The following is a 21,607-nucleotide window of genomic DNA, read 5'->3' as shown; positions in this document are numbered from 1 at the left end:
AGACTAAAAAGCGGATCCCACTGGGATCCGCTTTTATTCGTAGGCCGTTCTTGTCGATTGTTGCACATATCGTAGTCTCAAAAATAACGTAATGGCTGCAACAAATAGTCCAGTACTAAGGCCGACCCAGTACCCATATGGACCAAACGCTGTATATTTCGCAAGTATAAAACCTGAAGGAAGACCAATCACCCAATAAGAAATTAAGCTCATAACGAGTGTCACATTCACATCCTTATATCCTCGGAGTGCTCCCTGAATTGGAGCAGCAACAGCATCTGAAAGCTGGAAAAAGATTGCGTAGATTAAGAATACTTTAATCAAATCGAATACGTTCTGATTACTCGTATACCAGCTTGCAACAGCATCATTGAAAAGATATAAACAAAGAGCTGAAAACAAAGCCATACCAACTGCAAAAGCTATTCCCATGTAACTGTAGTGCTTCGCATCTTGTAATCTTCTTGCGCCAACTTCAAATCCGATGGCGATCGTTAAAGCCATTGAAATACTAAGTGGAATCATATATAGAAGAGAGGCGAAGTTAATAGCCGCCTGATGAGCAGCAATCGTTTCGGTTGAATACGTGCTCATTAATAGCGTAACGGCGGCGAAAATACTTACTTCAAAAAAGATGGAAAAACCAATAGGGACGCCAATTTTCAACTGTTCTTTCCAAGTTGAAAATGAGACTGGATAAAAACGTTTGAAGACACCGTATGCGCTAAACGGTCTTACTTTTATCACGACCAGTAATGCAATTAGAAGAATAAACCAATAAGTGATCGCTGATGCATAACCAGCACCAACACCACCTAATTTAGGGAATCCCCATTTACCGAAAATGAGAACGTAATTGAAAAACACATTGATTGGAAGTGATGTAAGAGTAACAAGCATCGTTGTCCTTGTCTGTCCAAGTGCATCAAAGAAACTTCTAAGCACGGAGTAAATAAACAGTGGGACAATCCCAAATGAAAGTCCGATTAAATACTCTTTTGCAATTTGAGCTACGTTGTCCTGAAGATCCATCGTATTTAAAATTGGATCCAAAATAAAACTTCCAACTACTAAAATACTAAGTGATAAAGCAATGGAAAGGTAAATGCCCTGCAGGACTGAAAAAGAAACACGATCTTCCTGTTTGGCGCCAATATAATGCGATACGATTGGCGTTATGGCAAGTAAAATACCGCTTAAGCCCGTAAAGACAGGTACCCAAAGACTCGACCCAATCGCAACTCCGGCTAGATCATTCGCCCCAGCTCTTCCGCTCATGAGTGTGTCTACAAAGTTCATTGAATAAAGACCAACTTGCGTAATTAAAATCGGGTACAAAATCACAATTAATAGTTTGATTTTTTCCTTGAGGGAATTAGTTGGATACATGGTGCAACATCCTTGCTATGTAAAATACTGAACAGGGAAATTATAGCACATTCTGCCTCATCAATTAGAAAGTTATGCTACACTTAATATGTGAAATAGTGAACATACAAACGAGGTGTTAATACATGAAAAGTCGAGTAGACGTGGATACAAATATTATACTTTTTGATGGGGTTTGCAATTTATGCAATGGATTAGTGAAGTTTATGTTTAAATACGATAAGAAAGCCGTTTTCTCTTTTGCATCTCTTCAATCAGAATCGGCACAGATTGTTCTTAAGAAAGCTGGTCTAACAGAAGTCCCAGATAGTGTGATTGTTATAAAAGAAGGGAAGGCGCTTGTTAAATCAGAAGCGGCTCTTTCAATCATTCAACAACTTGACGGATGTTTTAAGCTATTGCTAGTATTTCGCTTATTCCCACGTTCAATTAGAGATCGGCTCTATGACGAAATAGCCAAACGTCGTTATAAATGGTTCGGAAAAAAAGAAAGCTGTATGATCCCAACAAAGGAACAAAGAAAGCGATTTTTGTAGAGTGAAAAACGTTGAAATTGCCCATTCTTTAATTTCGTTGTTATATAATGGAAAAGGAATTAGGGAGAAGGCTATCTGTAATCTTCTGCAAGAAAGGCATTAATCACTCATATACCTTACATATCGCAATCATGCATCGCTTGAGAGGGGGATTTCATGGAGCATGTCATTATCGTAGAGGGTGTATCTAAAAAATATGGTTCTGTGTTTGCAGTGAAGAATTTATCTTTCACCGTAAAAAAAGGTGAAATCTTCGGTATTATTGGTCCTAATGGTGCAGGGAAAACAACGACGCTTGAAATGCTTGAAGGAATATTAAAACCTAACAGCGGTACGATTGATGTGTTAGGCTATGTTCCTACGAAACAATTACGCGAATTAAATAAGCGCATTGGTGTACAATTTCAATCTACTTCGATTCAAAAGAAAATGAAAGTAAAGGAAGCGCTTCAGTTGTTTTCATCATTTTATGATAGGCCGAGTCAAAAGGATCATTTGATTGAATTACTCGGATTGCACGAGAAGTTAAACGTACATTTTGAAGATCTTTCCGGAGGTTGGAAGCAACGGGTCACGCTGGCACTGGCTACGCTTCATCAACCTGAAATCTTATTTCTTGATGAGCCAAGTATGGGCCTAGATCCTCATGCACGTAGGGAAATGTGGTCGTTGATTGAACGATTAAGAAAACAAGGCTGTACAATTGTGATTACTACCCATTACATGGAAGAAGCAGAAAAATTATGCGACCGTGTCGCTATGATTTACAATGGGGAATTAAAAGCGCTTGATACGCCACAGCAGCTATTAAGTAGGAGTATTTCAAAAAATATCACTTTCGAAAGTCATCAATTAACACTTGAGGAGATAGAAACAATACCTGGTGTGAAAAGAGCCGAAGAAAGTGAGGGTCTTTTTCACGTGTTTTGTAAAAACCAGCAAGAAACAGCTTATCATATTTTTCGTATCTGTCATGAACGAGAAATTGTGCTTTCGAACTTCTATTTCGAGAAAGGTACTTTGGACGACTTATTTGTACACTATCTCGAAGAGGAGGTCGTTCAATGAACGCTGTCGTACAATTAGCGATTCTAGAAACGAAAATGTTCTTTCGAGATCGTTTAAGTGTATTTTGGACCTTTCTTTTTCCAGTTGTCATGATCTGGCTGTTCGGTTCCATGTTCGTTGGAAATGAAATGAATGGACTTACATTTGCTGAGCAATTTGTTCCTTCTTGGATTGGAGTAAATATTGTAACAACTTCTTTTTTTACTTTAGGTACGGTTCTTGCTGGATACCGTGAAACAGGCGTTTTGCGAAGGTATCAATCAACCCCTCTTCAACCATGGAAAATTCTTGTAGCGCATACTGTACAGGGAACTGTTATTTTCTTTTTTTCTGCCGTGTTACTAATGGTTTTTGGGATGTGGATGTATGGCCTTTCATTACCCGAATACATCGTAAGCACACTATTGGCTTTAGTTATTAGTATTCTAGCTTTCTTTCCATTTGCTCTATTCTTAACCTCACTAGCTAAAAATACCCAGGCAGCTGCAGCTATCAGTTCCCTCTTTTTAAACGTCATGCTTTTTTTATCAGGGGCCACCTTTCCAATTGCATTTATGCCAGAGGCACTTCAGTACGTTGCGAAACTACTTCCGCTTTATTATGTCATTAATTTGCTTCGTGGAACGTGGAACGAAGCTTCCATTTCCTCTTATGGAGTCGAAGTAGGAATTTTGCTAGGCATTTCAGTAGTCTCAATTCTACTAGCATCTCGATTTTTTAGATGGAGCGGAAAGTAGCAATTGGAAGTAAGTATTTAAAGTTGTCCAAGAGTCAAGAAAATAACTAGAATCCAGCCGACTTTTAACCAAAAACAGCTTAAGCAATAAGTGCATGGTAAGGCGCACTTTTCTTAAGCTGTTTTTAATTTTAATCGTTCTAGCTTTCCTACTTGCGACAGTATGCTAGTTTTTTGTGGATTTCATTTTACACTTTGTATAGTGTATCAAAGAAATGAATCTTCTACACTTTTATTAGAAAGAAAATTCAGTTAATTACTCGAATGGGAGGGTATACATATGTCAGATTCAGTAAAAATTGGGTTGATTCAGGCAAAAAATGAGGTTGATGGCAACGAACCGGTTGAATTGCATAAGCAAAAAGCGATTGAAAAACATATTCAGCTTGTAAGAGAAGCAAGTGAAAAGGGGGCTCAAATTGTTTGTTTACAAGAGATTTTCTATGGACCGTATTTTTGTGCAGAGCAGAATACGAAGTGGTACGACGCTGCAGAGGAAATTCCAGAGGGACCGACAACGGTAAGGTTTCAAGCACTTGCTCGTGAACTTGGAATCGTGATCGTATTACCTATATATGAACGTGAAGGTATCTCTACTTATTACAACACAGCAGCTGTCCTTGATGCGGACGGTTCCTATCTTGGAAAATATCGGAAACAACATATTCCTCACGTCGCGGTTGGGGACAACGGACACGGCTTCTGGGAAAAGTATTATTTTAAACCAGGAAACCTCGGATATCCGGTGTTTGATACGGCTTTTGGTAAAATTGGCGTATACATTTGTTATGATCGTCATTTTCCTGAAGGAGCGCGCTTACTTGGGTTAAACGGAGCAGAGATTGTTTTTAACCCTTCAGCTACAGTAGCTGGACTTTCTGAATATTTATGGAAGCTTGAGCAGCCAGCCCATGCGGTTGCGAACGGCTACTATTTAGGAGCGATTAATCGCGTTGGGACTGAAGCGCCATGGAATATGGGGGAATTTTATGGCCAGTCGTATTTGGTAGACCCACGTGGCAACTTTGTTGCGATGGGCTCGCGTGATGAAGATGAAGTTATTATCGGTGAAGTGAATAAAAAGATGATTCGAGAAGTTCGAGATACATGGCAATTTTATCGTGATCGACGCCCAGAAACTTACGGAGAAATGACGTCGTTATTGCCTTAGTGAGCAGGTGTGGCTTGGCCACCTGCTTTTTCAGTTAAAGCTCTTGCAGTACAGAGCTCATTTTGATTATAGGGGGGACCCATATGAGTACTAGCGAATCAATGATGCAAAAGGAGCTTCAGAAACGTTTTAACGAAGTTACACCACCGCTCACGAACCAGGAAGCGTTTCAAGAATCGCAAAGGTGTCTTTATTGTTACGATGCACCGTGCATAAAGGCTTGTCCAACTGGCATTGATATTCCTACTTTTATTAAGAAAATAGCGTCAGGTAATATGAAAGGTTCCGCTAAAACAATTATGACAGCCAATCCAGTAGGAGCAAGTTGTGCCAGAGTTTGTCCAACTGAAGAACTATGTGAAGGTGCTTGCGTACTTAACCATTCGACGAAACCGATTTTAATCGGAAATCTTCAAAGGTACGCCACGGATTGGGCAATAAAAAATGATCAGGTCCTATTTAAAGAAGGTCAACCGAACGGTAAGAGCGTCGCCATTGTGGGTGGAGGGCCAGCGGGATTATCTGCCGCTCGCGAGCTTGCTCTGCTTGGGTATAGTGTGACGGTTTATGAAGCTGAAAAGCAAGCAGGAGGGCTCGATACGTATGGGATCGTCTCATTTCGCTTACCGAAGGCCATATCTTTATGGGAAGTTGAACAAATCGAAAACTTGGGCGTTACGATTAAAACGGGTGTAAAGGTTGGCGTAGATATTCCATTTCATGAGCTTCTTGCAACGAATGATCGCGTGATTTTGGCAATTGGAATGGCAAACGTCCCTGATCTTCAAATTCCAGGTGAGCAAGCGGAAGGCGTCTATGATGCGATTGAACTTGTAAAAATGACAAAAGACGCACCATTTCCAACTCACTTAAAAGATAAGAAAGTGGTTGTGATTGGCGCAGGTAATACTGCAATCGATGGTGCTACTTGCTCTGTTCGGCTTGGAGCAGAAAATGTGAAAATTCTTTATCGTCGATCCGAACAAGAAATGACCGCCTATGATTTTGAATATGAGTTTGCTAAACAAGATGGCGTTGAGTTTCGCTGGTTAACACAGCCGGTCGAAATCGCTACAAATAAATCAGGACAAGTTACTGGGATGAAATGCGTAAAAATGAAGCTTTCAGAAGCGGATGAAGATGGGAGAAGGAGAACAGAACCTATTCCGAACTCTGAATTTATGATTGAATGCGATGCGATCGTAAAGGCGATCGGTCAAAAGCGTCATCTTTCTTTTATTGAAGATCTTGGTATTGCGCACAACGACGGGGTTATCTTAATTAACCCAGATACGATGGAAACTTCCAATCCAAAAATCTATGCTTGTGGCGATGTAATCTTTGGAAAAGGTCAGGGAGAAGCCATGGTTGTTTCCGCGGCCCAACAGGGGAAAACGGCTGCTTATCATATGCATGAAAGTTTAAAAGAAACGTACTCAGCGTAACGGGAGAAAGGGGAATTTTGATGGCAGATCTTAGAACGAATCTTGCGGGGATTACTTCACCGAACCCATTTTGGCTCGCATCTGCACCACCTACCAACTCAGGCTATCAAGTGCAGCGTGCGTTTGAAGCAGGATGGGGAGGAGCTGTTTGGAAAACGTTAGGGGATCCAATTCTAAATGTTTCTTCAAGATACGCAGCCGTTCACTTTAACGGGCAGCGAGTAGCTGGGTTTAATAATATTGAGCTCATCACGGACCGACCGCTGGAAGTGAATTTGAAGGAAATCTATGAAACGAAGAAAAAATTTCCGAATCACGCCGTTGTTGCTTCGTTGATGGTTGAACCTAATCAAGAAGCATGGCATGAGATTGTTAAAAAGACGGAGGCTGCAGGTGTAGATGGTCTTGAACTTAACTTTGGTTGTCCTCATGGAATGGCTGAACGAGGAATGGGTTCTGCGTCTGGGCAAGTGCCTGAACTTGTAGAAAAACAAACGTATTGGGCAAAAGAAGCGGCTGAAACACCAGTTATTGTAAAGTTAACACCTAATATTACGGATATTACCGCTACTGCTGAGGCTGCCGTTAGGGGTGGAGCAGATGCAGTAAGCATGATTAATACGATTAATAGCCTTGCTGGAGTGGATATTGATACGTGGCGACCGATTCCGCATGTTGGAGGAAAAGGAGCCCACGGTGGCTATTGTGGACCTGCCGTGAAGCCGATCGCATTAAACATGGTTAGTGAATGTGCAAGAAATAGTCGTATTAATGTCCCGATATCTGGAATGGGCGGGGTGTCAAACTGGCAGAATGTGATTGAATTTATGTTGATGGGCGCAAGCAATGTCCAGATTTGTACTGCAGCGATGCACCACGGTTTTCGCATTGTCGAAGATCTGATCGACGGTTTGTCTACATATCTTGATGAAAGAGGCATTCTTTCAGTTCAAGATATTATTGGAAAATCTGTTCCTACCTTTTCAGACTGGGGAAACCTCGACCTCAATTACAAAGTTGTCGCGCGGATTAATAATGACGTTTGCATTAATTGCAATAAATGTCACATTGCCTGCGAAGACACTTCTCATCAATGTATTGATATGTTAAAAGATCCAAAAGGACATGCCATTCTTCAAGTAAGAGAAGAAGATTGTGTTGGCTGTAATTTATGTTCAATCGTCTGTCCAGTTGATGGTGCAATTGATATGGTTGAGCTAAAAAGTGACTTGCCACCGATGACCTGGAATGAACGCCAATCGCTCATTACTTCGCTTAAAGATCATAAAGTTACAAAATAAATAGGAGGGTTTTTATGAAAAAAATCATTCGCAATGGAACAATTGTAACGGCAAGTGAAACGTATCAGGCAGATATTCTTATATCAGATGGCGTGATATCTTCTATCGGAAAAAGCATTGAAGTGGAGGGTGCTGAAGTTGTTGATGCTACGGATCGCTATGTTTTTCCAGGCGGTATTGACCCCCATACACATCTTGAAATGCCATTTGGAGGCACAGTAACAAAAGACGATTTTGAGACTGGAACGATAGCGGCAGCGTTTGGTGGAACAACCTCGGTCATTGATTTTTGTCTCACTGAAAAAGGAAAACCACTTTCTCACGCAATTAAAACGTGGCACGACAAATCAAAAGATAAATCGGTTATTGATTATAGCTTTCATTTAATGATTAGTGAAATTAATGATGAGGTATTAGATCAATTACCTGCTGTGATCAATCAAGAAGGAATTACATCTTTTAAAGTATTTATGGCCTATAAAAACGTCTTTCAAGCTGACGATGAAACTCTTTATCGTACGCTATTAGCTGCGAAAGAACATGGAGCGCTAGTTATGGTTCACGCCGAAAATGGAGATGTTATCGAATATTTAACGAAAGAAGCGTTAGCCAAAGGACAGACAGAGCCGATTTATCATGCTCTTACAAGGCCACCGGAAGTTGAAGGAGAGGCCACTGGGCGTGCTGCACAATTAACAGGACTCGCCTCTTCTCAATTATATGTCGTTCACGTAAGTTGTAAGGAAGCGGCGGATAAGATTGCGGAAGCAAGAAAGAAAGGCTATGACATACATGGAGAAACGTGTCCGCAATATCTTGTTTTAGACCAATCGTACTTAGAGAAACCTAACTTCGAAGGCGCAAAATATGTATGGAGTCCACCTCTGAGAGAAAAATGGAATCAGGATGCGCTCTGGAATGCACTTAGAACGGGACAGCTAGAAACAATTGGCTCGGATCAGTGCTCTTTTGACTTTAGTGGTCAAAAAGATTTGGGAAGAGATGATTTTACAAAAATACCGAATGGCGGACCAATGATTGAAGATCGATTTAGCATTCTTTTTTCAGAAGGTGTTCGAAAAGGTAGGATTTCGTTAAACAAATTTGTTGATATTACTTCTACAAAATCAGCTAAGCTATTTGGGCTATTTCCAAAGAAAGGAACCATTTCGATTGGAGCTGATGCCGATTTAGTCATTTTTAATCCAGAAACAAAACGAAAAATTTCTGCCGACACTCACCATATGGCAGTTGACTACAATGCGTTCGAAGGGATGGAAGTGACTGGTGAACCTGAAACAGTACTAGTAAGAGGAGAGTTTGTTATCAAAAACAAACAGTTTGTTGGAACACCGGGTTCAGGACAGTATCTCAAACGAGCAAAGTATGGCAAGACGACAAATATGACAGACAAGCCGATGATGATCCAGTAAGAGACTGAAAAAGGAGATAGCTGAATGAAAAAAGAGGAAAGCTATTTAAAATCACCGGATCTTTTGCCAATTGCTCATAAGGATAAAAAGATCGGAACCGGCGGGTTTGCCATGATGTGGGTTGGGATGGCTGTTGTGCTTGCAGCGTTTGCTATCGGTGGAGCCGGGGTTCAATCCTTATCGCTATCATGGGTAGTCGTGGCAACGATTATCGGAACCATTGGTATTGGATTGTTTATTACCGTAATTGGTGATATTGGCATTGAACATGGGTTATCTTTTCCCGTTTATATGAGAGCGCCTTTTGGAACGATTGGAACCCATATACCCTCAATCGTTAGAGGACTTGCAGCATCATTCTGGTTTGGAATTAACACTTACTTTGGCGCAACCGCGATGAATGCGATTTTAAACGTTCTATTTGGATTTGATAACTGGTTCGTCTGTTTCCTTATATTTGCTACTGTTCAGCTTGTTAATACAGCGCTTGGCATTAAAGCTGTAGAACGATTCGCAGATCTTGCCGCCCCTGTTATTATCATTATTTCGGTTTGGATGTACGCTTCTCTTTCAGAACAAGCCATTTCTCAAGGCAGAGAAGTGTGGGCTTGGATTGAAAGTCCTGTAACAGGTGGGGCTGCAGTAACAGCTTTTCTCGTTGTCATCTTTAGTAATATGGGATTTTGGGCAACGATTTCAGCTGACATTCCATCGATCTCTCGCTTCATAAAAGCCCCTAAATTTGAACGAAGCTGGGTAAAAAGAAATAAAGGAACACTTGTCGGAAGTATGGTTGCGTTACCGATTACCCAGACCTTCATGGTCGTAATCGGTGGTGTGTCTTACATTGCTGTATCAAATTACGATCCAGTAGTTGCGTTACAAGAAGCCGCGACAGGTTTGGTACTAGGTGTCCTTCTATTAATGATTGTACTTGCACAGTGGTCAACAAATGTTTCTGCAAATCTTGTGCCAGCCGCAACGATTTTTTCAAATGTTGGAGGCCCAAGAGTCCCGTTTTGGGCTGGGGTATTCATTGCCGGGATTGTTGGATCGGTTGTTCAGCCTTGGAGTCTATTTAATATACTTATCCCTATTCTATTGATCGTGGGTGGGATCTTATCCGCTATCGTTGGTATTCTTTTTGCGGACTATTATCTTTTACGAAAAAGACGCGTAAATGTGCCAGACTTGTATGAGAAAGATGGCCAGTATCGCTATATGAACGGTGTTAATGCTGCTGGTTTTATCGCCTGGTTCATTGGGGGATTAGCTGCTTATTTTCTTTCTAACTACTCGTTTTTAGTCGGTTTTCTTGTAGGCGCCGGCACTTATTACGTATTAGCAAAGTACTGGTGGTTCAAAAAATACAAACAAGCAGAAATGCTTGATCCAAGTGATGAGAAATATCTCGGCATTACAGTTGGGCGTGATTGGATCATCGGAAGTAGCAGTGAATCCCAAGCTGTGCAAGAAGTCGGTAGTGGACTTGATGAAAGGAGGTAAGGTGATGAAAGAACATCAGCATTACTTAATTGAACGCGAGAAGATCGACTATTTTATTGATCGTGGCTATCGCATTAATGGAATTACGGAAAATTTAAGTGGAGCCTTCATTGAGTTTGTTCTAAAGGACGTAAAGTCAGGTGAAATTTCCAATGAAATTCTTCATATTCAGACAGCAAATGGGAGAAAATATTTCTCAGCTCTTCTATTAAAACAGATTCAATCCGTTACTTAAGGAGGAGGGAAGAGATGGAGTACAACTTGTATTCAAAAGATAGCGCCTATCCATGTGAAGTGACGATCGATGAGGAAAACGGTCGCTATATGATAAGAAAAGCGGATACGAGCGGAGAAATATTTAATTCAGCAGCGGAATTAACTTCATGGATTCGATCCAATTGGAAAGAGACGGACTTTCGAAGTAAAAAACAGTATTATTATCTCATGGAACTATTAGATGAATATGAATGGGAAGTAGAATCCGGGCAATAATTGCCCGGTGTTTTTTTATTTATTATTTAAATTTCATATACCGTACTAATATAAAATAAATAAAATCTGGCAATATGACTAATTATGTCACAATATAGAGAATAAGTAGAAATGATTTTGAGGATATAGTAAAGTTATTCTCACAAGATGTAAGCGCTATCATAAATGATGACTGAAAGATAATCTTCCACAATTCCCCATCATTACAAAACTTCATGGTTAGATTAATCATATAATCTTCAGAAGAGGAAGTGATCGGATGCTGCGAATGACCAGTTTAACAGTCCATGAAGTGTTAGAAAGAGATCATTTTCAACATGCTACTGTCATAGCTGGTAAAGAGGGCTTAACTCGACGGATTAAATGGGTGCACGTGATGGAAGTAACGAGTGTGAAACAGCTTTTACATGGAGAAGAATTAATTCTATCGACTGGCTTTGTATGGAAAGATAATGTGCAGGTTTTTCGTTCGATCGTAAAACAATTGATACAAAGTCATGCTGCAGGTCTTTGTATTGAAATTGGTACATATATGGATCATATCCCCTTAGAAATTATCGAACTTGCTAATCAACACCATTTCCCCATCATTGTATTTACAAAAGAAGTTCGCTTTGTAGATATCACACAAGATCTTCACTCCCTTTTAATTGCCCATCATTATCAAATGATTTCAGATCTCGAACAATTTTCACAAGAACTCAACCGTCTCCTTCTTCTTCCTGGATGTTTAACGAAGATTTTATCGCTATTGTCTTTAAAAACAGGTATGCAGGTCATTTTTAATCCAAAAGAAGCAGCGCCTATTTTTGTGCCAGAAGCGACAGAAGAAAAACGAGAAACTTTCTTGCACTTTCTGAAAATCCAACCTAACGGGAAAGGGCTCGTACTTCAACCCGTTCGTGCAATGGATTATCATTTTGCAAACCTTAGCCTTGTACCAGCACAGCATGCGTCCGTCTCAGATTATGACATGTTACTACTTGATCGGAGCGCAACCGCAATTGCTCAATATCTTCTTAGAGAGCTATATATTGAAGAAAAGAAGCGAGTATTAGAGACAGAGTGGTTATATGACTGGCTTGAAGGCAAGCACACGGAAGAGCGAATTTTGTCCTATCTCGTTGACGTAGACGAAACGCTCATTCCACGTGGACTTCATGTATGTACATGCAAATTTAAAAAGCCACATGATTTATACACATCCTCTCAAATGACGTATTTTATGCTCCTTATGCGTTCAATGTTTGAGCAAGAAGGTTTTTTTATATTATCATTAACAACTCGGAATAAGCTGATCATTATCGTACTAAATCGTCGGACAGAAGAAAATGTGGAAGAACGATTGCGTGAAGCTTTTAAACGTTTTCTAGAAAGTGATATTTTACAGAAAGAAACCGTACCAGAAGTTGAAAAAATCGGGGTTGGGAAACATGTCCGATTATTAAAAGACATGCACAGAAGCTATGATTCGTCGCTTGAAACCATCACGATGAATGACAAGATATCGACAAACTCTTCACTCGTTACCTATTACAACGACTTTCATATCTACCGTATGATCTTCCAACTGGCAAAAGGAAAAGAGCTAAATGAATTTATGTATGATTATTTAGATCCGGTTATTGAATATGATGTAAAGAACAATAGTAATCTTTTAAACACGTTGAAAGTCTATATGTGTTGTAATGGTTCAAAAAAGGAAACTGCTGAACAACTCTATGTAGTGAGACAAACACTCTATCATCGTTTAGAAAAACTAGAGGAATTACTTGGTCCAGATTTCATGTGTTCTCCGAAACGTTTAGCAATCGAATTCGCTATTCATGCATACAGTTATTTAAAACAGCAGGGTTAAATGTGCAACGTGTACAAAACGTAGCATATCCATGTTACGTTTTGTCTAATGAATGAAAGCCATTACATCCCCTACAATGAAAATAGGAAAGATTAAAGGAGGGCATGTAATGACGGTTGTAAAAAAGGGAACGACTTTATTAAAAAACTTTGTTAACGGAGAATGGGTGAGCGCCAAAAGTAAAGATACCCTTGAGGTACCAAATCCTGCAACGGATGAAAACCTAGCATTTGTGCCACTGTCTTCAAAAGAGGACGTGGATCTTGCGGTTAGTGCTGCATCAGCTGCCTTTCAAACATGGAGTAAAGTACCTGTTCCGAAAAGGGCACGCGTCCTTTTCAAGTATCACTCCCTTTTAGTGAAACACCATGATGATCTAGCAGAACTAGTTGTAAAAGAAAATGGTAAAAGCTTTAAAGAAGCTCATGGAGAAGTGCTTCGAGGTATTGAGTGTGTAGAGTTTGCAACAGGTGCCCCTTCTTTAATGATGGGAGACAATCTGTCGACGATTGCAGAAAATATTGATTCAGAAATGTTCCGTTATCCAGTAGGAGTAGTCGGAGGGATTACACCTTTTAACTTCCCAATGATGGTGCCACATTGGATGTTTCCACTTGCGATCGCGTGTGGCAATACGTTTGTCTTAAAGCCTTCTGAACGAACGCCAATTCTAGCTAATCGTATGGCTGAATTATTAACAGAAGCAGGATTACCAAAAGGCGTATTTAATATCGTGCACGGTGCACATGACGTTGTAAATGGCTTATTAGAACATGATGACATAAAAGCAATTTCATTTGTCGGATCCCAACCGGTTGCTAAATATGTCTATGAAGAAGCTGCCTCTCGTGGTAAAAGAGTGCAGGCCCTTTCTGGAGCCAAAAATCATCATATTGTTATGCCAGATGCTGATATTGAGAAAGCTGTACAACAAGTCATAAGCTCAACATTTGGTAGTGCTGGACAGCGGTGTATGGCTTGTAGTGCCGTTGTGATTGTTGGAGACGGTGAGTCATTTATATCTGCACTTAAAGAAAAAGCAGATGATTTAAAAATGGGAAATGGTTTAGATGAAGAAGTTCTACTAACCCCTGTTATCCGAAAATCTCATCGAGAAAAAGTGCTAGGTTATATTGATAAAGGATTAGAAGAAGGGGCAGCGTTAATTCGTGATGGTCGTAGGGAAATGGATGCTCACGAAGAAGGGAACTTTCTTGGACCAACAATATTTGATGAAGTAACGCCTGATATGACGATTGCGAAAGAAGAAATATTCGCACCTGTTCTAAGCTTGCTACATGCAGATTCGATCGATGCCGCTCTCGGCATTCTTAGTAAATCACGATATGGAAATGGTGCGACGATTTATACGAAAGATGCAGGTGTAATTAGGCAATTCCGTGAAGAAGCAGATGCGGGGATGCTTGGTGTTAATGTTGGTGTACCAGCGCCTATGGCTTTTTTCCCTTTTTCAGGATGGAAAGATTCTTTTTATGGGGATCTGCATGCAAATGGAAAAGATGGTGTCAATTTTTATACAAGAAGAAAAATGATTACAACTCGCTTTGACTACTAGAGGGGAGTGAAAAGTATGCAAACTGCTCACGAGAATCTTGCGGGAAAAGACGAGAAATATGTTTGGCATGCGATGCGGCCATATGATCCGAAATCGACAATGGTAATTGAAAAAGCAAAAGGCGCGTGGTTATCTGATTACGATGGGAATCAATTTCTTGATGCTATGGCGGGTCTTTGGTGTGTGAATGTTGGATATGGTCGAGAAGAACTCGCTCAGGCAGCTTTCGATCAGCTTAAAGAACTATCTTATTATCCCTTAACACATACACATGCTCCGGCGATTAAATTAGCGGAAAAGTTAAATGAAATGCTTGGTGGAGGATATGTCATCTTCTTTTCAAACAGTGGTTCTGAAGCAAATGAAACTGCATTTAAGATCGCCAGGCAATATCATGAGCAAAAAGGGGAAGGAAGTAGACATAAAATTGTTTCACGCTATCGAGCATATCACGGAAATACGATGGGGTCATTAGCTGCAACCGGTCAGGCACAGCGGAAGTATAAGTATGAACCGCTTGGCCAGGGCTTTTTACATGTGCAACCACCAGATACGTACCGTGACGTAGAAGACGATCGGGTTCAACTTGCTTCCGTCAAAGCAGTTGACGATCTGATGACCTGGGAACTGAGTCAGACTGTAGCAGCAATGATCATGGAACCCATCATCACTGGTGGAGGAATTCTCATGCCTCAAAAAGATTACATGAAATCCGTAAAAGAAGTGTGCGAAAAGCACGGGGCTCTTTTAATCTGTGATGAAGTGATTTGTGGTTTTGGAAGAACAGGGAAAGCATTTGGTTTTATGAATTACGGTGTTAAACCTGACATTGTAACAATGGCAAAGGGGCTAACGAGTGGGTACCTTCCTTTATCAGCTACAGCGGTGAAAGAAGAAATTTATGACGCATTTAAAGGGAAAGATTCATATGATCACTTTCGTCACATAAATACATTCGGAGGTAATCCTGCATCATGCGCACTTGCTCTAAAAAATCTAGAAATAATGGAACGGGAAAAGCTTTTCGACCGGTCGCAAGAATTAGGAGAAAAGCTGAAGCGTCAATTAATAGAGCAGTTATCTTCTCATTCCAATGTCGGGGATATCCGCGGGAAAGGGTTGTTGATTGGAATTGAGCTTGTTGAAGACAAAAGGACAAAAAAACCGCTTGCCGTGGGGGAACTAAATAAAGTGATCGGTTATTGCAAATCGAAGGGAGTAATCATTGGGAAAAATGGTGACACCGTAGCAGGTTATAATAATGTGCTTACGATGGCCCCTCCATTAATGATCGAAGAAAAAGACATCGATTTACTTGTTGATACCATTGTAGAAGGAATATCCGATTTATAAAGGTGCGCTTCAAGCGCACTTTTTCCTATGGACTCGTTATAAAAAGATTGAATAATTAAAATAATTGGTTTATAGTAAAGGTGCTACATACCGACTGGTTAGTTTATAAAGGGGGATAAAAATGAAAGCGATTCAATTAACAGAGTTTGGTGGTCCGGAAGTGTTAAAACTAATCGACTTGGATGTACCTGAGCCAAAAGGACACGAAGTACTTATTGAGATTCAGGCAATCGGGGTTAATTACGCAGATACCGCAAGAAGAGAAGGCCAATATGTTGTGGAAACACCTCTACCGTATGTGCCAGGTTCTGAAGTGGCTGGTGTTGTAAAAGCAGTTGGAGAAAAAGTGACTTCAGTAAAACCAGGTTCTTCGGTGGTCACATTATTAGGTACAAAAAATGCAACAGGTTATGCAGAATATACGTTAGCTGATGAAAGAGGACTCATTGCGATTCCAGATGGCGTTGATCCTCAGTATGCAGTAGCTCTACCTCTACAGGGATTAAGTGCTTATCACACACTTAAGACAATGGGACGTTTTGAAAATGGAGAAACGGTTTTGATTCATGCTGCAGCAGGCGGCGTTGGAACAATTGCCGTACAGCTCGCCAGACTATGGGGAGCTAAAACAATCATTGGTACAGCAAGCAGTGAAGAGAAAAGAAAGCTTGCAGCTGATATGGGAGCAGATATTACGATCGATTATACGAAAGAAGGCTGGGAACAAGAAGTTTTAGAAGCTACGGAAGGTAAGGGAGTAGATGTTATTCTTGAAATGGCAGGAGGAGACGTTTTCAGAAAATCGTTGAATTGCCTTGCACCTTTCGGACGACTCGTCATATATGGGGTAGCAAGTGGAGAACAAAGCCGCTTTTATCCATCTTCCTTAATGGAGAAAAATCAGACAGTTGTTGGCTTTTTCCTACCACAGATGATGCGTAAGCCATCACTTTATCAGAAGAGTCTAGAAGAACTCCTAAACTATATGCAGAGTGGAGAACTTAAATTGACGATTGGTGGGGTTTTTGAGTTAGAAAAGGCAGCTGATGTTCATCGTATGCTTCAAGGACGCCAAACGAAAGGGAAATTAATCCTAACTCCTTGATTGAAAAAAGAAGCGTGCATCAAACAAAGACGATCGAATTTGGTCGTCTTTTTTACATGGAGAAATTAGTTTTAATATTCTCTGTTAGAAAATCGCTATTGCCTATTCACTATGTTAACACTTTGTGGTAATTTAGTATTGCACTGTGTTAATATTCGAAATATTTTTCAGTGAAAATTCAATGTTGTTGAAATTTTTTTCGAAAATTTGCTTGAAAGTTTTGTGAGCAATCTAATACTATGCTAAAATATCAATGAAAGCGTTTTTTTAAAAGAATGTTTCAAAAAGTGAAAAGAGTGTAAAGAACTAGTAAGAAACCAAACTTTAACGAAGTTAGAAACCGTTCAATGCACGATTTGAGATTAAACCCAGCAGGGAGGTAGCATGCTTTGAATACCAAACAGTCCAGAGTGGAACATCCATGGCAAGAATTTTATGGACCAAACCTTGGCTATGCCATTGAATTATACGAGAAATATCAAGAGGATCCTGAGTCAGTTGATCCTGAGATGCGCCAAAAATTTGATCAGTGGGGACCCCCACCTTCATCACAGGAAGTCATTGAATCTACTAGTCAGCCCGCCAACCTCAAAAAGGTTATTTCTGCTGTTAAATTAGCCGACAACATTCGTACATATGGGCATTTGGCAGCAGCAATTAATCCGCTAACAAATGAAAAATCTGATCAAGATTTCATGACACCTCAAAATTACGGGCTTTCCGATGAAGACTTGAAAGCGATTCCTGCTCAGGTTATTTGGGAGAATGCACCAAGAGATGTCACCAATGGATTACAAGCAATTCAAAAACTTCAGGATCTTTATACAAAGTCCATGTCTTATGAGTTTACTCATGTTCATGCGGAAGATGAACGTAAATGGTTAGATGAGATGGTTGAGAACGATTCTGTAAGCCGTACGCTTACGAATGACGATCGTATCGCACTTCTAAGAAGGCTAACAGAAGTAGAAGGCTTTGAAAAATTCCTTCATAAAACATTTGTTGGCCAAAAGCGGTTCTCTATTGAGGGCGTTGATGCTATGGTGCCAATGCTAGATGATGTGATTAAATGTGGTGCAAGTGATGGTGCTAAGAACGTTATGATTGGAATGGCTCACCGTGGTCGCTTAAATGTTCTTACACACGTTTTAAATAAGCCTTACGAAAAGATTTTTGCGGAATTCCACCATGCACCAAACAAGGAACTCGTTCCTTCTGAAGGTTCAATGGGTATTAACTATGGTTGGACAGGCGATGTCAAATATCACATGGGTGCTGACAGACAAATCGAGGATTCGGAAACAGCAAGTGCAACTATTACACTAGCCAATAATCCAAGTCACCTTGAGTTTGTTGATCCGGTTGTAGAAGGTTATGCTCGCGCTGCACAAGAAACGCGTAATGAAAAAGGTGAACCGAAGCAAGATTTCACTAAATCTTTTGCAATATTAATCCATGGTGACGCTGCTTTTCCAGGCGAAGGTGTGGTAGCAGAAACGCTAAACTTAAGTCAGCTAAAGGGATATCATACGGGTGGCACAATTCATATCATCGCCAATAATCAGCTAGGCTTTACAACGGAAAGCACGGATTCAAGATCCACAAAGTATGCAAGTGATCTCGCAAAAGGATACGAAATTCCGATTGTTCACGTGAACGCCGATGATCCGGAAGCTTGTCTTGCAGCGATGCATCTTGCGTATGAATATCGAATGAAGTTTAATAAAGATTTCCTTATTGATTTAATTGGCTATCGTCGTTTCGGTCATAATGAAATGGATGATCCAGCAGTTACTCAGCCACATTTATATGAAAAAATTAAGAATCATCCTACTGTTCGAGCGAGCTATGCAAAGTATTTAACAGAGCAAAGCGTGATTGAAGACGGTCAGGGCGAAAAGTTAGATGAAGAAGTACTTTCTGAGCTTCAGACCGAATACGACAAGATCGCTAAAGGTGGAGACGGCGATGGCGAAGTACAAGAGCTTCAACCACCAAAAGAAATTGTGAAGGGACTCCCTTCTATAGATACAGCTGTTTCACTAGAAACGCTAAAAGATATTAACAACAAGCTGTTAACCCGTCCAGATGGATTTAATGTCTATCCTAAGCTTGAGCGCATTCTAAAACGCCGACTTGATATGTTAGAAGAAGGCGGTAAAGTAGACTGGGCGCTAGGTGAAACGTTGGCATTTGCTTCAATACTTAGCGACGGAACGCCAATTCGTATTACAGGGCAGGACTCTCAGCGTGGAACATTTGCTCAGCGTCATCTCGTACTTCATGATAAAGAAACAGGCGTAACTTTTTGCCCACTACATGAATTACCAGAAGCTGAATCATCTTTTGCGATTCACAATAGTCCACTTTCTGAAGCATCAGTGGTTGGGTTTGAATACGGATATAACGTATTTGCACCAGAAACGCTCGTTATTTGGGAAGCGCAGTATGGTGACTTTGCGAATGCCGCCCAGGTCATTTTTGATCAATTCGTTTCGGCCGGTCGAGCTAAATGGGGACAAAAATCAGGAATGGTTCTTTTACTACCGCATGGTTACGAAGGTCAAGGTCCTGAACATTCCAGTGGCCGAGTTGAACGCTTCTTGACATTAGCTGCTGAAAATAACTGGACAGTTGCTAATTTAACGAGTGCTGCTCAGTACTTCCACATTTTAAGAAGACAAGCGGCTATTCTAGAGAAACAGGAAGTGCGTCCACTTGTTATCATGACGCCAAAGAGCCTTCTTCGTAATCAGCGCACATCATCTCCTGGCTTTGAATTTAGTCAAGGCCAATTCTTGAGTGTTGTTGAGCAAGCAGGACTTGGTGAAAAGAAAGATAAAGTAGAGCGTATTGTTTTATGTACTGGTAAAGTAGCTGTAGACCTTGCAACTGAAATAGAGTCTTCTGATGAGAAGTACGATTGGCTCCACGTTCTTAGAGTAGAACAGCTATATCCATTCCCTGAAGAAGAAGTGAAAAACATATTTGACCGCTATTCAAATGTCAAAGAAATTATCTGGCTGCAAGAAGAACCGAAAAATATGGGATCTTGGAATTACATTTCTCCTCGTTTAAGGGAAACGGCACCAGAAGGCGTTTCAGTAAGCTATGTAGGACGTCCGGATCGTTCAAGTCCTGCTGGCGGGGAACCGAATGTGCATAAAAAAGATCAAGAACGAATCATTCAAGAAGTACTAGAACCATCTAAAACTGTTTCCCATCAAGGAGGTAATCGTCGTGATTGAAGTTAAAGTACCAGAACTAGCAGAATCCATTACAGAAGGTACCATTTCTCAATGGTTAATCAAAGTAGGCGACAAAGTTGAAAAAGGTGACAACCTTGTTGAGCTTGAAACAGATAAAGTTAACATTGAAGTGAGTGCAGAAAACGATGGCGTCATTGAAGAACTTTTGAAAGAGCCTGGCGATAATGTTGAAGTCGGAGAGATTATTGCTTATCTTGGCAACGGAGAAGGTAGTTCTTCTAAGTCGTCAGATCAAGACTCTTCTGGAAAAGAAGAAGCAAAGAAAGAAGAGAAAGAAGCACCTGAAGAAGCAAAGTCAAACGAAGAATCTAAGGCGCATGCAACAGAATCTTCAGAAGACGAAAAATCTGAGAATGGACGTACAGTAGCTTCACCTTCTGCAAGAAAGCTTGCACGTGAACTAGGCGTTGATTTGAATAATGTTGAAACGCGTGATCCATTAGGTCGCGTTCGTCCAGACGATGTGAAGGCTCATGCAGACAAAGCGAACCAAAAAGAAGCTCCTAAGGAAAAGAAACAAGAGGCACCTAAGCAACAAAAGCCATCTCCTGAAGCGAATGACGGTAAACCGGTTGAGAGAGTTAAGATGTCTCGTCGTCGTCAAACTATTGCGAAACGTCTTGTTGAAGTTCAGCATACTGCAGCAATGCTAACAACTTTTAACGAAGTAGACATGACGGCAATTATGGAACTTCGGAAACGTCGCAAAGATAAATTCCTTGAAGATAATGATGTGAAGCTTGGCTTTATGTCCTTCTTTACGAAAGCTGTTGTTGGCGCACTTAAGAAATATCCACGTCTAAACGCTGAAATTCAGGATACTGATATTGTATTGAAGAAATTTTATGATATCGGTATCGCGGTTGGAGCAGAAGAAGGTTTAGTAGTACCAGTCGTTCGTGATGCAGACAAGCTATCTTTTGCAGGAATAGAACAAGAAATTGGTAATCTTGCAAAGAAAGCACGAGACAATAAACTCAAACTTGATGAACTACAAGGTGGATCATTTACGATTACTAACGGAGGAATCTTTGGATCGATGCTTTCAACACCGATTCTAAATGCACCTCAAGTTGGTATACTAGGTATGCACAAGATCCAGTGGCGCCCTATGGCAATTGATCAGGAACGAATGGAAAACCGTCCGATGATGTACATTGCACTATCCTATGATCACCGTATTGTTGACGGTGGAGAAGCAGTTAGCTTCCTTGCTAAAATTAAAGAACTTCTAGAAGACCCAGAACAGCTTCTTCTAGAAGGATAAAACGAAAGAACCTGAATCTACTGATTCAGGTTCTTTTTCTACATTTTTGAAAGGAGAAGGTGGATCCTTTATCTTATCGCTCCTGTCATGTAAAATAGAAAG

17 protein-coding genes are annotated in these 21,607 nt (G+C 40.5%); 16 read left to right on the top strand and 1 reads right to left on the bottom strand.

What is annotated here, in order from left to right:
- Positions 1 to 33: 33 nt before the first annotated feature.
- On the bottom strand, positions 34 to 1,389 hold the full coding sequence (locus PQ578_RS16170) for an MATE family efflux transporter (protein WP_273835442.1): 1,356 nt from the start codon (positions 1,387 to 1,389) through the stop codon (positions 34 to 36).
- A gap of 125 nt (positions 1,390 to 1,514) precedes the next feature.
- Between PQ578_RS16170 and PQ578_RS16165 the strand changes: the two genes are divergently transcribed.
- The 16 genes from PQ578_RS16165 to odhB all read left to right on the top strand — a co-directional run bounded on the left by PQ578_RS16165 (position 1,515) and on the right by odhB (position 21,505).
- Positions 1,515 to 1,925: a thiol-disulfide oxidoreductase DCC family protein gene (locus PQ578_RS16165; RefSeq protein ID WP_273835441.1), complete on the top strand. Its 411-nt coding sequence runs from the start codon at positions 1,515 to 1,517 to the stop codon at positions 1,923 to 1,925.
- Positions 1,926 to 2,081: 156 nt separating this feature from the next.
- Complete coding sequence (locus tag PQ578_RS16160; protein WP_273835440.1) at positions 2,082 to 2,993, top strand: ABC transporter ATP-binding protein; 912 nt, start codon at positions 2,082 to 2,084, stop codon at positions 2,991 to 2,993.
- Complete coding sequence (locus PQ578_RS16155; protein WP_273835439.1) at positions 2,990 to 3,730, top strand: ABC transporter permease; 741 nt, start codon at positions 2,990 to 2,992, stop codon at positions 3,728 to 3,730. The genes PQ578_RS16160 and PQ578_RS16155 overlap by 4 nt, the downstream gene beginning before the upstream one ends.
- A gap of 279 nt (positions 3,731 to 4,009) precedes the next feature.
- Positions 4,010 to 4,900, top strand: coding sequence for a nitrilase-related carbon-nitrogen hydrolase (locus PQ578_RS16150; protein ID WP_098443662.1), 891 nt, complete (start codon positions 4,010 to 4,012; stop codon positions 4,898 to 4,900).
- 83 nt (positions 4,901 to 4,983) lie between these two features.
- On the top strand, positions 4,984 to 6,345 hold the full coding sequence (locus PQ578_RS16145) for an NAD(P)-dependent oxidoreductase (RefSeq protein ID WP_273835438.1): 1,362 nt from the start codon (positions 4,984 to 4,986) through the stop codon (positions 6,343 to 6,345).
- 20 nt (positions 6,346 to 6,365) lie between these two features.
- Entirely contained in the window at positions 6,366 to 7,646 is a 1,281-nt protein-coding gene (gene preA / locus PQ578_RS16140) for an NAD-dependent dihydropyrimidine dehydrogenase subunit PreA (RefSeq protein WP_273835437.1), read from the top strand.
- 14 nt (positions 7,647 to 7,660) lie between these two features.
- The gene (hydA, locus tag PQ578_RS16135) at positions 7,661 to 9,079 is read left to right on the top strand and encodes a dihydropyrimidinase (protein WP_273835436.1); all 1,419 of its coding nucleotides are present in this window, start codon (positions 7,661 to 7,663) and stop codon (positions 9,077 to 9,079) included.
- Positions 9,080 to 9,103: 24 nt separating this feature from the next.
- Positions 9,104 to 10,585, top strand: coding sequence for an NCS1 family transporter (locus PQ578_RS16130; RefSeq protein ID WP_273835435.1), 1,482 nt, complete (start codon positions 9,104 to 9,106; stop codon positions 10,583 to 10,585).
- Between the two features lie 4 nt (positions 10,586 to 10,589).
- A complete protein-coding gene (locus PQ578_RS16125) occupies positions 10,590 to 10,820 on the top strand; it encodes a hypothetical protein (protein ID WP_098443666.1) in 231 nt (76 codons plus the stop codon).
- 14 nt (positions 10,821 to 10,834) lie between these two features.
- Positions 10,835 to 11,077, top strand: a complete 243-nt coding sequence (locus PQ578_RS16120) for a hypothetical protein (RefSeq protein WP_098443667.1) — start codon at positions 10,835 to 10,837, stop codon at positions 11,075 to 11,077.
- Between the two features lie 259 nt (positions 11,078 to 11,336).
- The gene (locus PQ578_RS16115; RefSeq protein WP_273835434.1) at positions 11,337 to 12,935 is read left to right on the top strand and encodes a PucR family transcriptional regulator; all 1,599 of its coding nucleotides are present in this window, start codon (positions 11,337 to 11,339) and stop codon (positions 12,933 to 12,935) included.
- Positions 12,936 to 13,044: 109 nt separating this feature from the next.
- Positions 13,045 to 14,511, top strand: coding sequence for a CoA-acylating methylmalonate-semialdehyde dehydrogenase (locus PQ578_RS16110; RefSeq protein WP_273835433.1), 1,467 nt, complete (start codon positions 13,045 to 13,047; stop codon positions 14,509 to 14,511).
- Between the two features lie 15 nt (positions 14,512 to 14,526).
- Positions 14,527 to 15,864 (top strand): aspartate aminotransferase family protein, encoded by a 1,338-nt coding sequence (locus PQ578_RS16105; RefSeq protein ID WP_273835432.1) that lies wholly within the window; start codon positions 14,527 to 14,529, stop codon positions 15,862 to 15,864.
- Between the two features lie 121 nt (positions 15,865 to 15,985).
- Positions 15,986 to 16,969: a quinone oxidoreductase family protein gene (locus tag PQ578_RS16100; protein ID WP_273835431.1), complete on the top strand. Its 984-nt coding sequence runs from the start codon at positions 15,986 to 15,988 to the stop codon at positions 16,967 to 16,969.
- A gap of 389 nt (positions 16,970 to 17,358) precedes the next feature.
- On the top strand, positions 17,359 to 20,217 hold the full coding sequence (locus tag PQ578_RS16095) for a 2-oxoglutarate dehydrogenase E1 component (protein WP_160919508.1): 2,859 nt from the start codon (positions 17,359 to 17,361) through the stop codon (positions 20,215 to 20,217).
- A complete protein-coding gene (odhB, locus tag PQ578_RS16090) occupies positions 20,210 to 21,505 on the top strand; it encodes a 2-oxoglutarate dehydrogenase complex dihydrolipoyllysine-residue succinyltransferase (RefSeq protein ID WP_160919509.1) in 1,296 nt (431 codons plus the stop codon). Before PQ578_RS16095 ends, odhB begins: the two co-directional genes overlap by 8 nt.
- Positions 21,506 to 21,607 lie beyond the last annotated feature (102 nt).

The sequence above is a fragment of the Guptibacillus sedimenti genome (assembly GCF_028610665.1).
Taxonomy (GTDB): Bacteria; Bacillota; Bacilli; order Bacillales; family Guptibacillaceae; genus Guptibacillus; species Guptibacillus sedimenti.
The sequence above is the reverse complement of the archived record's forward strand: the minus strand, read 5'-3'. Positions and strand labels throughout refer to the sequence as shown.

Coding starts and splice junctions, on each gene's coding strand:
- PQ578_RS16170 (WP_273835442.1), bottom strand. CDS start 1,389: ATGTATCCAACTAATTCCCTCAAGGAAAAAATCAAACTATTAATTGTG.
- PQ578_RS16165 (WP_273835441.1), top strand. CDS start 1,515: ATGAAAAGTCGAGTAGACGTGGATACAAATATTATACTTTTTGATGGG.
- PQ578_RS16160 (WP_273835440.1), top strand. CDS start 2,082: ATGGAGCATGTCATTATCGTAGAGGGTGTATCTAAAAAATATGGTTCT.
- PQ578_RS16155 (WP_273835439.1), top strand. CDS start 2,990: ATGAACGCTGTCGTACAATTAGCGATTCTAGAAACGAAAATGTTCTTT.
- PQ578_RS16150 (WP_098443662.1), top strand. CDS start 4,010: ATGTCAGATTCAGTAAAAATTGGGTTGATTCAGGCAAAAAATGAGGTT.
- PQ578_RS16145 (WP_273835438.1), top strand. CDS start 4,984: ATGAGTACTAGCGAATCAATGATGCAAAAGGAGCTTCAGAAACGTTTT.
- preA (WP_273835437.1), top strand. CDS start 6,366: ATGGCAGATCTTAGAACGAATCTTGCGGGGATTACTTCACCGAACCCA.
- hydA (WP_273835436.1), top strand. CDS start 7,661: ATGAAAAAAATCATTCGCAATGGAACAATTGTAACGGCAAGTGAAACG.
- PQ578_RS16130 (WP_273835435.1), top strand. CDS start 9,104: ATGAAAAAAGAGGAAAGCTATTTAAAATCACCGGATCTTTTGCCAATT.
- PQ578_RS16125 (WP_098443666.1), top strand. CDS start 10,590: ATGAAAGAACATCAGCATTACTTAATTGAACGCGAGAAGATCGACTAT.
- PQ578_RS16120 (WP_098443667.1), top strand. CDS start 10,835: ATGGAGTACAACTTGTATTCAAAAGATAGCGCCTATCCATGTGAAGTG.
- PQ578_RS16115 (WP_273835434.1), top strand. CDS start 11,337: ATGCTGCGAATGACCAGTTTAACAGTCCATGAAGTGTTAGAAAGAGAT.
- PQ578_RS16110 (WP_273835433.1), top strand. CDS start 13,045: ATGACGGTTGTAAAAAAGGGAACGACTTTATTAAAAAACTTTGTTAAC.
- PQ578_RS16105 (WP_273835432.1), top strand. CDS start 14,527: ATGCAAACTGCTCACGAGAATCTTGCGGGAAAAGACGAGAAATATGTT.
- PQ578_RS16100 (WP_273835431.1), top strand. CDS start 15,986: ATGAAAGCGATTCAATTAACAGAGTTTGGTGGTCCGGAAGTGTTAAAA.